This window comes from Wenxinia marina DSM 24838 (assembly GCF_000379485.1).
Classification (GTDB): domain Bacteria; phylum Pseudomonadota; class Alphaproteobacteria; order Rhodobacterales; family Rhodobacteraceae; genus Wenxinia; species Wenxinia marina.
In genome coordinates, this window is record NZ_KB902287.1 from 63,577 (window position 1) to 77,703 (window position 14,127).

Genomic DNA, 14,127 nt, shown 5'->3' on the forward strand with positions numbered 1-14,127 from the left:
GGGGTCAGTGATCCGGCGCGAGGGCGGGCCGCAGGCGCACGCGCAGGCGCTTGATCCGGCGCGGGTCGGCGTCGATCACCTCGAACTCCGGCCCGTCGGGGTGGCGGATCACCTCGCCCCGGGCGGGTACGTGGCCGGCGAGCATGAAGACGAGGCCGCCGAGGCTGTCCACCTCCTCCTCGTCGATCTCGTCGTGGGCGGTCAGCGCGACGCCGGTCTCGGACTCGAACTCGTCCAGCGGCGTGCGGGCCAGCGCCAGCCACACGCCCGGCCGTTCGCGCACGAAGGTCGTCGCCTCGTCCACGTCGTGTTCGTCCTCGATCTCGCCGACGACGGTCTCCAGCAGGTCCTCGATCGTGACGAGGCCGTCGGTGCCGCCATACTCGTCGATGACCAAGGCCATGTGCGTCCGCTCGGCCTGCATCTTGGTCAGCAGGACCCCCAGCGGCATCGACGGGGGCACGTAGAGCAGCGGTCGCAGCATGCCGCGCAGGTCGAAGTCGTGGCCGTTGCCGAACCCGTGCTTCAGAGCGAAGTCCTTCAGGTTCACGAAGCCGAGCGGCGTGTCGATGGTGTTCTCGAACACCGGCAGGCGCGTCAGGCCGCTGTCGCGGAACACGCGCACCAGTTCGTCCTTCTCGACGGTCGAGGGCACCGCGACGATGTCCGCATGGGGAATGGCCACGTCCTCGACCCGCATCCGGCGCAGGTTCAGGATGCCCGGAACAGGCGCGACGGCGGTGCTCGGCAGGCCGGGGCCGGAAGGCGCGTCCTCGCCCTCGGGCGGGCTGAACGCCTCGATGATCCGTGTGAAGAAGCCGCGACTCTGACTGTCGCCGTCCGCTTCCTCGGCGGTGGACCTCAAGGGTCCGTCCGTGGTCTCGCCCATCGTCTCCTTCCATGGCGGCAGGGGCCGCCGGTCACTGAGGTGCCCTATATGGGTCGGCGATGCCGATTTGTCCAAGGATCTCGACCTCGAGTCCTTCCATCAGGGCGGCATCCTCGTCGGTCTCGTGATCGTAGCCGAGCAGATGAAGGGTCCCGTGCACGATCAGGTGGCTTGCGTGATCGGCGAGAGTCCGCCCGGCGGCCCCGGACTCGGCCGCGCAGGTCTCCCACGCGATGGCGATGTCGCCGAGCGAGGTGGGTTCCGGCCCGGGGTCGGGACGGGGCGGCGAGGGCCGGGCTCCGGGCGTGTCCGCGCCCCGCTCCTCCGACGGCCAGCTGAGGACGTTGGTGGGCCGCGGCTTGCCCCGGAAGTCGGCGTTCAGCTCGGCGATGCGCTTGTCCGAGCAGCCCAGAAGGCTGATCTCCCACGCCTTGGGGTCGAGCCCGAGGTGCGCCAGGGTGCGCCGCGCCGCGTCGTCCGCCATGCGTTCGAGGCCCGCCGCCTCCCACCGCCGGTCCTCGATCAGGCAGTCGATGAGCATCAGGCGCGCCGGGACGGGGCCCCGGCGGCCGGGTCAGCCGGGCGGGGCATCGCGGTCGTAGGCCTCGATGATGGCGGCGACGAGGGGGTGGCGCACCACGTCCTTCGCGGTGAAGTAGTTGAAGCTGATCTTAGCGATGCCCTTTAGCAGCCGCTCGGCGTCGGACAGGCCGGATGTCACGCCGCGGGGCAGGTCGACCTGCGTGCGGTCGCCGGTGACGACCATGCGGCTGCCTTCGCCGAGGCGGGTCAGGAACATCTTCATCTGCATCGAAGTCGCGTTCTGCGCCTCGTCCAGCACCACGAAGGCGTTCGACAGCGTGCGGCCGCGCATGAAGGCGAGAGGCGCGATCTCGATCACCTTCTCCTCCATCATCTTCTGCACCTGCTTGCCGGGCAGGAAGTCGTTCAGCGCATCGTAGAGCGGCTGCATGTAGGGATCGACCTTCTCCTTCATGTCGCCGGGGAGGTAGCCCAGCTTCTCGCCCGCCTCCACGGCGGGGCGGGAGAGGATGATCTTGTCGACCTGGCCGCCGAGGAACATCGACACGCCGACGGCGACGGCGAGGTAGGTCTTGCCGGTGCCGGCGGGGCCGATGCCGAAGGCGAGCTCGTTCTCGAACAGCGAACGGACATAGGCCTTCTGCGCGTCGGTGCGGGGCTCGACCATCTTGCGGCGGGTCTGGATCTCGATCCGCGCGGCCTCGCCGCTGCGGAACATCTCCATCTGGCCCTCGGGCACCGGCTCGGGCTGGTCGCCCATGCGCAGCGCGGCGTCGACGTCGCCCGGCTCGATTCCCCGGCCGGTCTCGAGCCGCTGGTACAGCTGGCGCAGCACCTGCGCGCCCTGTGTCCGCGCGGCCGCGTCACCGACGACCGACAGACGGTTGCCCCGGCGCAGGATCTGCACGCCGAGCCGTTCCTCGATCTGGGTGAGGTTGCGGTCGTACTGACCGCAGAGGTCGATCAGGAGATAGTTGTCGGGAAATTCCAGAGTGGTTTCCGACAGGTCGGGAGCGGCAGCGGGGGGCAGGACCGTCGTGGCCAATGGGACTCCTCGGGCAGGGTTCTGGTCCGAAGGTGGCAGCGCCTGCGGACGCGTTCAAGACACGTTTCACGCCGCACCCTCGTCGGCGGGCCGGCGCGACGAAAAAACCGCGGCCCGGGGGCCGCGGTTCCGTGACGTGCGACGATGTCGTCCGCTCAGAGCAGGTCGGGGAAGCCCGACGTCGACTGGAACGGGCCGACGACCGTGGTCGGCGCGCCGACGCCCGAGCAGACGGGCCGTCCGTCCGGGGTGAGGCGTTCGGAGAGATACCCCTCGACGCCGTCGTCGATGATCCAGTGGTCGCACCCGTTGGGGTCGACCCAGATGCCGGCGACCATGTTGGACAGGTTGCCCGACGCATCGATCGGGCCGAAGTCGGCCGCCTTGTCGGCGCCGACCTCGCACGCCGAGACGAGCGCGGCGACGGGAAGCAGGGCGATGGCCTTGATGATCTTCATGTCACTCGCTCCCTCAGCGCAGGCAGTAGACTTCGACGCGGCGATTCTGCCGCCAGGCTTCCTCGGAGTGGCCCTGCACCCGGGGTTGCCGCTCGCCGAAGCCGCGAACGTCGACGACTCGTGCGCCGACGGTCTGGGCGACCTGCGCGACCGAGTTGGCGCGGTTCTGCGACAGGACCATATTGTACTCGTCCGAGGCGCGCTCGTCCGTGTGGCCGTAGATCAGGTAGCCGAAGGCGTTGGCGTTGCGAAAGAATTCCTGCAGACGCTGACGGTTGGCGGCGTTGATGTCGTACCGGTCGGTGGCGAAGAACTGGTCGGTCGGCATGATGCCGCAGATCTCGGCCCGGTGGCAGACGGGAGAGCCGTCGCGCCGGCGGTGCGGCGACATGAAGCCCTCGGCCCCGTCGTCCATCACCCAGTGCTCGCACCCGTCGGGGTCCACCCAGATCCCCGGAATGTATTGCTGCTGCGCGAACGAGGGCGTCGCCAGACCCGACGCGGCCACCGCCGCAATCGCAAAACCCCCGAGCGCGGCCTTGATGGTCTCTGTGATCCTCACAGCCTTCCCCCTTTTGCCAAACGCTCCGGCGCCCGGCACTTGGCAGCGGCCGGGCACAGACACAGGCACCATCCTTAACGCAAGTTAACCCTGAGGGAAGGGGAAAAGCCGTGTCATTGTATGGGGTTGAGCAACAGTCGGCGACAGAACCCGCCGATTGTGGTCGCCAATCCTCAGGCCGCGACTTCGCCGCCCAGCGAGTTGGGGCCGGATTCGGTGATCCGCACAGGGCGAATCTGCCCGCGGATCGCCTCGGGTGCAAGAACGTGGACGGCGTGCAGGTGGCCGGACTTGCCGACCATCTGTCCGGGCAGGCGGCCGGGCTTCTCGAACAGGACCTCGACCGTGCGGCCGACCATGCCGTCCTGCGCCGCCCGCTGCTGCGACGTGATGAGCGCCTGCAGGCGCTGCAGGCGGTCGTCCATCACCTCTGCCGGGACCTGGTTGCCGCGCTCGGCCGCCGGCGTGCCGGGGCGGGGCGAGTACTTGAACGAGAACGACGCGCCGAAGCCGACGGCGCGCACCAGCGCCAGCGTGTCCTCGAAATCGGCGTCGGTCTCGCCGGGGAAACCGACGATGAAGTCCGACGACAGCAGGATGTCCGGCCGCGCGGCGCGGATTCGCTCCACCAGGCGCAGGTAGGCGTCGGCGGTGTGCTTGCGGTTCATCGCCTTGAGGATCCGGTCCGACCCCGACTGCACCGGCAGGTGCAGGTAGGGCATCAAGGCCGGCACCTCGCCGTGGGCGGCGATCAGGGCGTCGTCCATGTCGTTGGGATGCGAGGTGGTGTAGCGCAGCCGCTCCACGCCCTCGATCGCCGCCAGCCGCCGGATGAGCGCGGCAAGGCCGCCCTCCGTCCCGTCCTCGGTCCGGCCGTGCCAGGCGTTCACGTTCTGGCCGAGCAGCGTCAGCTCGCGCACGCCGGCCGCCGCCAGCGCCCGCGCCTCGGCCTCGATCCGGTCGGCGGGGCGGCTGACCTCGGCGCCGCGGGTATAGGGCACCACGCAGAAGGCGCAGAACTTGTCGCAGCCCTCCTGCACCGTCAGGAAGGCCGTCGGCCCGTGCGCGGCGCGGGGCCGGGCGAGGCGCTCGAACTTGTCCTCCTCGGGGAAGTCGGTGTCGACGGCGCGGGCGCCCTGCCCCGCGCGGCGGGCCAGCTCGGGCAGGCGGTGGTAGCTCTGCGGCCCGACGACGAGATCGACGAGAGGCTGGCGGGCGATGATCTCGGCCCCCTCGGCCTGGGCGACGCAGCCGGCGACGCCGATCCTGAGGTCGGGGCGCGCCTCCTTCAGCGGCTTCAGCCGGCCGAGCTCGGAATACACCTTCTCGGCCGCCTTCTCGCGGATGTGGCAGGTGTTCAGCAGGATCATGTCCGCGTCGTCCGCGCGGTCGGTCACGACGTAGCCCTCGCCGCCCATCGCCTCGGCCATGCGCTCGCTGTCGTAGACGTTCATCTGACAGCCGTAGGTCTTGATGAAGAGTTTCTTGGGATCGGGCATGGGTCCGGCTGGGCTGGCGGGAAGCGGCGCCTCTCTACCCCGCCGGGGGGGCCGCTTGCAATGGCGGCGCGGTTGTCGGACCTTCCGGCCGCCGGCGCGACGTCGCCCGGCGCCGAGAACGCCCACGGACGCCCGATGCCATGCGCTATCCCTCGCTGACCGAGTTCCTGTCCCGGGGGCGGGCGCATCTCGCCGCCGGACCGGTGGGGCTGATCCTCGCCGAGGATGCGGTGGAGGTCACGTCCACCGTCCGCCACCACCGCGATCTCGGCTTCCGATCGCTGATCGTCTTCGCCTCGACCGAGCTGACGCTGCCGGAGAGCCTCGGGCTGGATACCGTCCGCGTCGACCATGACATGACGGCCGAGGACGCCATGACGACGGTCGTCAACCGCGTCATCGGGGCCGCGCCGCCGGGGACGTGGCTCTACGCCTGTTACAATGCCGAATACCTGTTCTTTCCGTTCTGCGAGCACCGGACGGTGGGCGAGATGCTCGCCTTCCACACCGAGGAGCGGCGGGACGCGATGCTGTCCTACGTGGTGGACCTCTATGCCGGCGACCTCGCGGCCCATCCGTCGGCCGTCAGCCTCGAGGACGCTCAATTGGACAAGACCGGATACTACGCCCTCGCCCGCCCCGACCCGGCGAACCACGGGCACCCGAAGGAGCGTCAGCTCGATTTCTTCGGCGGACTGAGGTGGCGGTTCGAAGAGCACGTGCCGGCGCCCCGGCGGAGGATCGACCGGGTGGCGCTGTTCCGGGCGCGGCCGGGACTGACGATCCGGGACGACCACACGTTCGACGACGAGGAGTACAACACCTTCGCCTGCCCCTGGCACAACAACCTGACGGCCGCCATCTGCTCTTTCCGCACGGCGAAGGCGCTGAAGCGGAACCCGGGCTCGTCGTTCGCGATCGGCACGTTCCGCTGGCACAATTCGACCCCGTTCGAGTGGCACTCGCAGCAGCTGCTGGACCTGGGGCTGATGGAGCCGGGGCAGTGGTTCTGAGGGGGAGCGGGGTCCGGGGCAGCCCGATCTGACAGGGGCTTGCCACCGATTCCGCCCTTAGGGCTGACCCGCCGTGATTATGGAGGCATCGCCTCCCAGCAGCCCCGCCCCGGCCTTGAGCCGGGGCCTCGCGGCTCAAGGGCGCCTCATCCCATCGTGGCCCCGGCTCAGGGCCGGGGCGGGCCTCCGTGAACCAGTGGCCAGCCCCATCCGCACGGGCCATCGCCCCCCGCCAATATCCCGCCCCGCCCGGACCCGGCCACGCAAGTCCCCTGAGCATAATCCGCCCCGGCGACACACCGCCCTTCCGTCCCCCTCATGCCTTCGACGGCGCCCCGCCCTCGAACACGTTCTCGGCGTGGTAGCTGACCGGCGCCTCCTGCATCTGCAGGTGCAGGCCGTCGCCGGTGTAGGGGTGCGCCCGCGCGAGCGCCTCGTCCACCTCGATCCCGAGGCCCGGCGCCTCCGGCACCCGGACGTATCCCCCTTCCACCGAGATGCCTCCGCCGATCAGGCGGGCATGGAAGTCGGTCTCGATCGTCTCGGCCATCAGGCAGTTCGGGATCGCGGCGCACAGCTGCAGGTTCGCCGCCCACTCCACCGGGCCGGCGTAGAGGTGCGGCGCGACCTCGGCGTTCCAAGCCTCGGCGAGGACGGCGATCTTGCGGCCCTCCCACAGGCCCCCCGCGCGGCCTAGAGCGGGCTGCAGGATCCGCGCCCCGCCGCGCAGGGCGGCCGCGAACTCCCGCGTCGTCGTCAGCCGCTCGCCCGTCGCGACCGGGACCGGCACCGCCGCCGCGACCTCGGCCATTGCCTCGGGCTGATCGGGCGGCACCGGCTCCTCGTACCAGAGCGGCGAGTACGGCGCGATCGCCGCCCCCATGCGGATCGCGCCGGCGGTCGAGAACTGGCCGTGGGTGCCGAACAGCAGGTCCGCCCGGTCGCCCACCGCGTCCCGGATCGCGGCGCAGAACTCCACCGACCGGGCGATGTCGCGCATCGAGGGCATGTGCCCGGCGCGGATCGTGTAGGGGCCGGCGGGGTCGAACTTCACCGCCGTGTAACCCTTCGCAACCGTGTCCTCCGCCGCCTCCGCCGCCTGCGCCGCATCGACCCAGAAGCGCGGCAGTGCGTGGGTCTCGCGGGTGGGGTAGAGGTAGGTGTAGGCGCGGATGCGCTCGTTCACCCGCCCGCCGAGGAGGGCGTGAACCGGCCGCCCCCGCGCCTTGCCGAGGATGTCCCAGCACGCGATCTCGAGGCCCGAGAAGGCGCCCATCACCGTCGGGTCCGGCCGCTGCGTGAAGCCGGACGAGAAGGCGCGGCGGAACATCAGCTCCACGTTCTCCGGGCTCTCGCCCTCCATGTGCCGGGCGAAGACGTCGCGGATGACCGCCGCCTGCGCCTCGGGGCCGACGGCGGCGGCGTAGGTCTCGCCCCAGCCGGTGATGCCGTCCGAACTCGTCAGCTTGACGAGGATCCAGTACCGTCCGCCCCAGCCCGGCGCGGGGGGGGCGGTCACGATGACGTCGCAGTCGATCAGGCGCATGGGTCGCGGGGCCTTCCGGGGAGGGGACGCATGGGGTCGCGGGACGCGCCGGAGGGGATCACGCTTCGGCGCCTGGGTCCAGACGATGCGGACCTGCCGTGCGGTGTCGAGGCCGGCCTTTTCGATCATGCCGTGGCGCCGGGAGGAGGCGGTGGCGAAGCTGGCCGATCCCGCGAACCTCGTGGTCATCGCCTTCGGTAGAGACCACCGCGCCGGCTCGCGTCCGGGACCGTGCTGCGGCACCCGGACAAGGCGACGTCTCTGTTCGTGAACGAGGCTGCGGCGCTGGCGCTTGTATCGCTCATGGGCGGGGACGAGCGGGGGATCGTCGGGTTCCCGTGGCAGGGGGCGTTCGACCTGTCGCCCCGGATACGGCACCGAAGACCCGGCCCGGCCCCCGAGCCGGCCTGTCTGACCCCACGCTCCGGCTGCCGCGTAATCCATGCCGTCTCGAAGCATGGCTTTGAGGACGATGCGGAGCTTGCAGGCGGCGGCAACGATCGCTTGCCGGGCAGCTTGCAGGCGGCGCGTGAGGTCAGACCTGCCGGGTCGATCCGGGCGGGCGGTCGGCCTTCGCAACGAAAAAGGGCGGGGTCTCCCCCGCCCTCCGTCTTGTAGATCGGGGCTTCACCCCATCCTCACCAGTCCTCGCGGACCACCGTGCGGGTCTTGATCGGCAGCTTCATCGCGGCCAGGCGCAGCGCCTCGCGGGCGATGTCCTCGGCGACGCCATCGATCTCGAACATGATCCGGCCGGGCTTGACCTTGGCGGCCCAGAAATCGACCGAGCCCTTGCCCTTGCCCATCCGCACCTCGGTGGGCTTGGACGTGACCGGCACGTCCGGGAACACCCGGATCCAGACCCGGCCCTGACGCTTCATGTGACGCGTCAGCGCCCGGCGGGCGGCTTCGATCTGCCGGGCGGTGATCCGCTCCGGCTCGGTCGCCTTCAGGCCGTACTGGCCGAAGTTGAGCTCCGATCCGCCCTTCGCCAGACCGTGGATGCGGCCCTTGTGCTGTTTGCGGAACTTCGTGCGCTTGGGTTGCAGCATCTTGTTGCCTCCTTACCGGCCGCGGCCGCCACGGGGCGTCGGGCCTTCCTGAAGCTCGCCATGCCGGCGATCGCGCGCCTGCGGGTCGTGCTCCATGATCTCGCCTTTGAAGATCCACACCTTGATGCCGATGATGCCGTAGGGCGTCTCGGCCTCGCTCAGGGCGTAGTCGATGTCGGCGCGCAGCGTGTGCAGCGGCACCCGGCCTTCGCGGTACCATTCGGTCCGCGCGATCTCGGCCCCGCCGAGGCGGCCCGCGACGTTGACCCGGATGCCGAGGGCGCCCATGCGCATCGCGTTCTGCACCGCCCGCTTCATCGCGCGGCGGAAGCCGACCCGGCGCTCCAGCTGCTGGGCGATGCTCTCGCCCACCAGCGCGGCGTCCAGCTCGGGCTTGCGGACCTCGACGATGTTGAGGTGCAGCTCGCTGTCCGTCATCGCGGCGAGCTTCTTGCGAAGCACCTCGATGTCGGCGCCCTTCTTGCCGATGATGACGCCCGGACGGGCCGCGTGGATCGTGACCCGGCACTTGCGGTGCGGGCGTTCGATGATGACGCGGCTGATGCCGGCCTGCTTGGCTTCCTTGCGGATGAAGTCCTTGATCCGCAGGTCCTCGAGCAGGAGATCGCCGTATTCCTTGGTGTTGGCGTACCAGCGGCTGTCCCAGGTCCGGTTGACCTGGAGCCGCATGCCGACGGGATTGACCTTGTTACCCATCAGGCTTGCTCCTCAATCTGACGAACCTTGATCGTGAGTTCCGAGAACGGCTTGACGATGCGCCCGAACCGGCCGCGCGCCCGCGGACGGCCCCGCTTCATCACCAGGTTCTTGCCCACGAAGGCCTCGGCGACGACCAGTTCGTCGACGTCGAGGTTGTGGTTGTTCTCGGCGTTCGCGATCGCGGACTGCAGGCACTTCTTCACGTCCTGCGCGATGCGCCGCTTCGAGAAGGTGAGATCGGTCAGCGCCTTCTCGACCTTCTTGCCACGGATCATGGCGGCCACGAGGTTCAGTTTCTGCGGGCTGGTGCGAAGCATGCGGGCCTTGGCCATCGCTTCGTTGTCGGCCACGCGGCGGGGGTTCTGTTCCTTGCCCATGACTTACTTCCGCTTCGCTTTCTTGTCGGCCGCGTGCCCGTAGTAGGTGCGGGTCGGCGAGTACTCACCGAACTTCTGGCCGATCATTTCCTCGGTCACGTTCACCGGAACGTGCTTCTGGCCGTTGTAGACGCCGAAGGTCAGGCCCACGAACTGGGGCAGGATCGTCGAGCGGCGCGACCAGATCTTGATGACTTCGTTCTTGCCGCCTTCGCGCGACTTCTCGGCCTTCTTCAGGACGTGAGCGTCGACGAACGGGCCCTTCCAGACAGAGCGTGCCATGTTTAGCGCCCCTTCCTCTTCGCGTGCCGAGACCGGATGATCAGCTTCTGGCTCGCCTGTTTCTTGTTCCGGGTCCGACGGCCCTTGGTGTCCTTGCCCCACGGGGTGACCGGGGTCCGGCCGCCCGAGGTGCGGCCCTCGCCGCCGCCGTGCGGGTGGTCGATCGGGTTCATCGCGACGCCGCGGACGGACGGACGCTTGCCCTGGTGGCGGGTGCGGCCGGCCTTGCCGAAGTTCTGGTTGCTGTTGTCCGGGTTGGACACCGCGCCGACCGTCGCCATGCATTCCTGGCGGACCAGCCGCAGCTCGCCCGAGGACAGGCGGATCTGCGCGTAGCCGCCGTCACGGCCGACGAACTGGGCGTAGGTGCCCGCGGCGCGGGCGATCTGGCCGCCCTTGCCGGGCTTCAGCTCGACGTTGTGGACGATCGTGCCGATCGGCATGCCCTGGAACGGCATCGCGTTGCCGGGCTTGATGTCGACCTTGGTGCCGGCGACGATCTTGTCGCCGACGGCGAGGCGCTGGGGCGCCAGGATGTAGGCCTGCTCGCCGTCCGTGTACTGGACGAGGGCGATGAAGGCGGTCCGGTTCGGGTCGTATTCGATGCGGACGACGATCGCCTCGACGTCGAATTTCGTCCGCTTGAAGTCCACGATCCGGTAGAGACGCTTGGCGCCGCCGCCGCGGCGGCGTGCGGTGATCCGTCCGGTGTTGTTCCGGCCCCCGTTCTTCGTCAGGCCCTCGGTGAGCGACTTGACGGGACGGCCTTTCCAAAGCTCCGAACGGTCGATCAGAACCAGCCCGCGCTGGCCAGGCGTCGTCGGCTTGTACGACTTGAGTGCCATGGTTTCCTGTCTTCCGTTTGCTTTGCGGGCGCGCCTGGCGCCCGGCTGTCAGTGAAGGGCCCCGAAGGTCCCAGTGACGGGCAATCGGCCCGCCGGGTAAAGAGAAGCCCCGGATCGCTCCGGGGCCGCTCGGATGGAGCCCCCTACTAGAGGCCCGTGCTCACGTCAATCGTGTTGCCCTCGCGGAGCGTCACGTAGGCCTTCTTGACGTCGGCGCGGCGGCCGGGCTGGCCGCGGAAGCGCTTGACCTTGCCCTTGGTGAGGACGGTGTTCACCGCCTTCACCTCGACGCCGAACAGCGCCTCGACCGCGTCCTTGATCTGCGGCTTGGTCGCGTCCTTGGACACCTCGAAGACGACCGCGTTGTGCTCGGACGCGGTGGTCGACTTCTCGGTGATCAGCGGACGCTTGATCACGTCGTAATGCTCGGGTTTCGCGCTCATTTCAGGCGGGCCTCCAGGGCTTCGACACCGGCGCGGGTGAGGACGAGCGTGTCCGACCGCAGGATGTCGTAGACGTTGGCGCCCATCGAGGGCAGCACGTCGAGGTTGGCGATGTTGCGCGCCGCCCGGGCGAAGTCCTCGTTGACCGACGCGCCGTCGATGATCAGCGCGCGCTTCCAGCCGAGGTCACGGACCTGCTTGGCCAGCGCCGAGGTCTTGCCGTCCGATTCGGCGGCCTCGAGGATGACCAGCTCGCCCGCCTTGGCCTTGGCCGACAGGGCGTGCCGCAGGCCGAGGGCGCGGAACTTCTTGGTCAGGTCGTGCTCGTGGCTGCGCGGGGTCGGGCCCTTGTAGACGCCGCCGTGACGGAAGATCGGCGCCTTGCGCGAGCCGTGGCGTGCGCCGCCGGTGCCCTTCTGGCGGTAGATCTTCTTGGTCGAGTAGCTGACCTCCGACTTCGTCAGGACCTTGTGCGTGCCCTGCTGCGCGCGGGCCCGCTGCCAGCGGACGACGCGGTGCAGGATGTCCGCACGGGGCTCCAGACCGAAGATCTCGTCGGCCAGCTCGACCGACCCGGCGCTGCCGCCGTCGAGCTTGATCGCATCAGTCTTCATTCTTCTCGCCTCCTTCGGCGGAGTTGTCACCCTCGGCCGACTTCTCGGCGTCGATCGAGGCTTCGGCCTCCTTCAGAGCGGCCTCCTGGGCGGCGGCCTCCTCGGCGAGGCGGGCCTCCTCGGCGGCGCGGGCCTCTTCCTCGGCGGCCTTCGCGGCCTCCTCGGCGGCCTTCTGGGCCTCGCGTGCGGCGGACCGCAGCGCGGCGGGGTAGATCACGCTGTCGGGCGTCGGCTTCTTCACCGCGTCCTTGATCGTGACCCAGCCGCCCTTGTTGCCGGGGACGGCGCCCTTGACCATGATGAGGCCGCGGTCGGCGTCGGTGCGGACGACCTGCAGGTTCTGCGTGGTCACGCGGGCGGCGCCCATGTGGCCGGCCATCTTCTTGCCCTTGAAGACCTTGCCGGGCTCCTGGCACTGGCCGGTGGAGCCGTGCGAGCGGTGCGAAATGGACACGCCGTGCGACGCCCGGAGGCCGCCGAAGTTGTGCCGCTTCATCGCGCCGGCAAAGCCCTTGCCGATCGAGGTGCCGGAGACGTCGACGAACTGGCCCTCGAAATAGTGGGCGGCGATGATCTCCTCGCCCACCTCGATGAGGTTCTCGGGGGCGACCCGGAACTCGGCCACCTTCCGCTTGGGCTCGACCGAGGCGGCGGCGAAGTGGCCGCGCAGGGCCGCGCTGGTGCGCTTGGCCTTGCGGGTGCCGGCGCCGAGCTGGACGGCGGTGTATCCGTCCTTCTCGATCGTGCGCTGGGCCACGACCTGCAGGTTGTCGAGCTGGAGAACGGTCACGGGAACCTGGCGGCCGTCCTCGAGGAACAGCCGGGTCATCCCGACCTTCTTTGCGATAACGCCGGAGCGCAACATGTCGGTAGCCCTCCTCAGACCTTGATCTCGACGTCCACGCCGGCGGCGAGGTCGAGCTTCATCAGGGCGTCCACGGTCTGCGGCGTCGGGTCGACGATGTCGAGCAGGCGCTTGTGGGTGCGGATCTCGAACTGGTCGCGCGACTTCTTGTCGATGTGCGGACCACGGAGAACCGTGAACTTCTCGATCTTGTTCGGCAGCGGGATCGGCCCGCGCACGGACGCGCCGGTCCGCTTGGCGGTCTGGACGATCTCGTGCGTCGAGGCGTCGAGCACGCGATAGTCGAACGCCTTCAGGCGGATCCGGATATTCTGGCTTTGGACGGCCATCTGATTTCCTTTGCGTTGAGAGGAGAACCCCGGAGCAAGGTCCGGGGCCCTCGTCGAACTTCGTTTTCTTCTGACCCCGTCCCGGGCTTGACCCGGGACCTCCTGGTCATCGAGGCCCCGGGTCAGGCCCGGGGCGGGAGGCTCGTCACTCGATGATCTTCGACACCACGCCGGCGCCGACGGTGCGGCCGCCCTCGCGGATGGCGAAGCGCAGGCCGTCTTCCATCGCGATCGGGGCGATCAGCTCGACCGTGAACTTCAGGTTGTCGCCCGGCATCACCATCTCGGTGCCCGAGGGCAGCTCGACCGTGCCGGTGACGTCCGTGGTCCGGAAGTAGAACTGCGGCCGGTAGTTCGCGAAGAACGGCGTGTGGCGGCCGCCCTCCTCCTTGGTCAGGATGTAGGCCTCGGCCTCGAACTTGGTGTGCGGCTTCACCGAGCCGGGCTTGCAGAGCACCTGGCCCCGCTCCACGCCCTCGCGGTCGATGCCGCGCAGCAGCGCGCCGATGTTGTCGCCCGCCTCGCCGCGGTCCAGCAGCTTGCGGAACATCTCGACGCCCGTGCAGGTCGTCTTCTTGGTGTCGCGGATGCCCACGATCTCGATCTCGTCGCCGACGTTGATCACGCCGCGCTCGACCCGGCCGGTCACGACCGTGCCCCGACCGGAGATCGAGAACACGTCCTCGATCGGCATCAGGAACGGCTGGTCCACGGCGCGCTCGGGCGTCGGGATGTAGTCGTCGACNGCCGCCATCAGCGCNCGGATCGACTTCTCGCCGATCTCCTCGTCACGGCCTTCCATCGCCGCCAGCGCCGAGCCCTTGATGATCGGGATGTCGTCGCCGGGNTACTCGTACGAGGTNAGCAGCTCGCGCACNTCCATCTCGACGAGNTCCAGCAGCTCCTCGTCGTCCACCTGGTCGACCTTGTTCAGGTACACGACCATCCGCGGGATGCCGACCTGGCGGCCGAGCAGGATGTGCTCGCGCGTCTGCGGCATCGGGCCGTCGGCCGCGTTCACCACCAGGATCGCGCCGTCCATCTG

The 14,127-nt window shown here is 69.4% G+C and carries 18 protein-coding genes; 1 reads left to right on the top strand and 17 read right to left on the bottom strand.

Features of this window, described 5'->3' with window-relative positions:
- Positions 1 to 4: 4 nt before the first annotated feature.
- From A37W_RS0108950 to miaB, 6 genes are all read right to left on the bottom strand, one after another.
- Positions 5 to 889, bottom strand: a complete 885-nt coding sequence (locus A37W_RS0108950) for a hemolysin family protein (RefSeq protein WP_018302693.1) — start codon at positions 887 to 889, stop codon at positions 5 to 7.
- 31 nt (positions 890 to 920) lie between these two features.
- Positions 921 to 1,430: an rRNA maturation RNase YbeY gene (ybeY, locus tag A37W_RS0108955; protein WP_018302694.1), complete on the bottom strand. Its 510-nt coding sequence runs from the start codon at positions 1,428 to 1,430 to the stop codon at positions 921 to 923.
- A gap of 33 nt (positions 1,431 to 1,463) precedes the next feature.
- Complete coding sequence (locus A37W_RS0108960; RefSeq protein ID WP_018302695.1) at positions 1,464 to 2,477, bottom strand: PhoH family protein; 1,014 nt, start codon at positions 2,475 to 2,477, stop codon at positions 1,464 to 1,466.
- Positions 2,478 to 2,632: 155 nt separating this feature from the next.
- Positions 2,633 to 2,935 (bottom strand): hypothetical protein, encoded by a 303-nt coding sequence (locus A37W_RS0108965; RefSeq protein WP_018302696.1) that lies wholly within the window; start codon positions 2,933 to 2,935, stop codon positions 2,633 to 2,635.
- Between the two features lie 13 nt (positions 2,936 to 2,948).
- Complete coding sequence (locus tag A37W_RS0108970; RefSeq protein WP_018302697.1) at positions 2,949 to 3,497, bottom strand: OmpA family protein; 549 nt, start codon at positions 3,495 to 3,497, stop codon at positions 2,949 to 2,951.
- A 173-nt stretch (positions 3,498 to 3,670) separates the two neighbouring features.
- Positions 3,671 to 4,996 (bottom strand): tRNA (N6-isopentenyl adenosine(37)-C2)-methylthiotransferase MiaB, encoded by a 1,326-nt coding sequence (gene miaB, locus A37W_RS0108975; RefSeq protein ID WP_018302698.1) that lies wholly within the window; start codon positions 4,994 to 4,996, stop codon positions 3,671 to 3,673.
- Between the two features lie 140 nt (positions 4,997 to 5,136).
- On the opposite strand from miaB, the gene A37W_RS0108980 reads away from it, so the two are divergent.
- Positions 5,137 to 6,009, top strand: a complete 873-nt coding sequence (locus A37W_RS0108980; RefSeq protein ID WP_018302699.1) for a glycosyltransferase family protein — start codon at positions 5,137 to 5,139, stop codon at positions 6,007 to 6,009.
- A 316-nt stretch (positions 6,010 to 6,325) separates the two neighbouring features.
- Here A37W_RS0108980 and A37W_RS0108985 read toward each other — a convergent pair whose 3' ends face one another.
- The 11 genes from A37W_RS0108985 to tuf all read right to left on the bottom strand — a co-directional run.
- Entirely contained in the window at positions 6,326 to 7,555 is a 1,230-nt protein-coding gene (locus A37W_RS0108985) for a mandelate racemase/muconate lactonizing enzyme family protein (protein WP_018302700.1), read from the bottom strand.
- Between the two features lie 638 nt (positions 7,556 to 8,193).
- Complete coding sequence (gene rplP, locus A37W_RS0108990) at positions 8,194 to 8,607, bottom strand: 50S ribosomal protein L16 (RefSeq protein WP_018302701.1); 414 nt, start codon at positions 8,605 to 8,607, stop codon at positions 8,194 to 8,196.
- A gap of 12 nt (positions 8,608 to 8,619) precedes the next feature.
- A complete protein-coding gene (gene rpsC, locus A37W_RS0108995) occupies positions 8,620 to 9,324 on the bottom strand; it encodes a 30S ribosomal protein S3 (RefSeq protein WP_018302702.1) in 705 nt (234 codons plus the stop codon).
- Positions 9,324 to 9,704 carry a 50S ribosomal protein L22 gene (gene rplV / locus A37W_RS0109000; RefSeq protein WP_018302703.1) on the bottom strand — a complete coding sequence of 127 codons (381 nt, stop codon included), beginning with the start codon at positions 9,702 to 9,704 and terminating at the stop codon, positions 9,324 to 9,326. Before rplV ends, rpsC begins: the two co-directional genes overlap by 1 nt.
- Before the next feature lie 3 nt (positions 9,705 to 9,707).
- The gene (gene rpsS / locus A37W_RS0109005; protein WP_018302704.1) at positions 9,708 to 9,986 is read right to left on the bottom strand and encodes a 30S ribosomal protein S19; all 279 of its coding nucleotides are present in this window, start codon (positions 9,984 to 9,986) and stop codon (positions 9,708 to 9,710) included.
- Positions 9,987 to 9,988: 2 nt separating this feature from the next.
- Positions 9,989 to 10,831, bottom strand: coding sequence for a 50S ribosomal protein L2 (rplB, locus tag A37W_RS0109010; RefSeq protein WP_018302705.1), 843 nt, complete (start codon positions 10,829 to 10,831; stop codon positions 9,989 to 9,991).
- Between the two features lie 146 nt (positions 10,832 to 10,977).
- A complete protein-coding gene (locus tag A37W_RS0109015) occupies positions 10,978 to 11,274 on the bottom strand; it encodes a 50S ribosomal protein L23 (RefSeq protein ID WP_018302706.1) in 297 nt (98 codons plus the stop codon).
- Positions 11,271 to 11,888 (bottom strand): 50S ribosomal protein L4, encoded by a 618-nt coding sequence (gene rplD / locus A37W_RS0109020; RefSeq protein ID WP_018302707.1) that lies wholly within the window; start codon positions 11,886 to 11,888, stop codon positions 11,271 to 11,273. Before rplD ends, A37W_RS0109015 begins: the two co-directional genes overlap by 4 nt.
- Positions 11,878 to 12,753 carry a 50S ribosomal protein L3 gene (gene rplC, locus A37W_RS0109025; protein WP_018302708.1) on the bottom strand — a complete coding sequence of 292 codons (876 nt, stop codon included), beginning with the start codon at positions 12,751 to 12,753 and terminating at the stop codon, positions 11,878 to 11,880. Before rplC ends, rplD begins: the two co-directional genes overlap by 11 nt.
- A 14-nt stretch (positions 12,754 to 12,767) precedes the next feature.
- Positions 12,768 to 13,082 carry a 30S ribosomal protein S10 gene (gene rpsJ, locus A37W_RS0109030; protein WP_018302709.1) on the bottom strand — a complete coding sequence of 105 codons (315 nt, stop codon included), beginning with the start codon at positions 13,080 to 13,082 and terminating at the stop codon, positions 12,768 to 12,770.
- 145 nt (positions 13,083 to 13,227) lie between these two features.
- The coding region (tuf, locus tag A37W_RS0109035; protein ID WP_026198391.1) for an elongation factor Tu at positions 13,228 to 14,127 on the bottom strand (900 nt) is incomplete at its 5' end.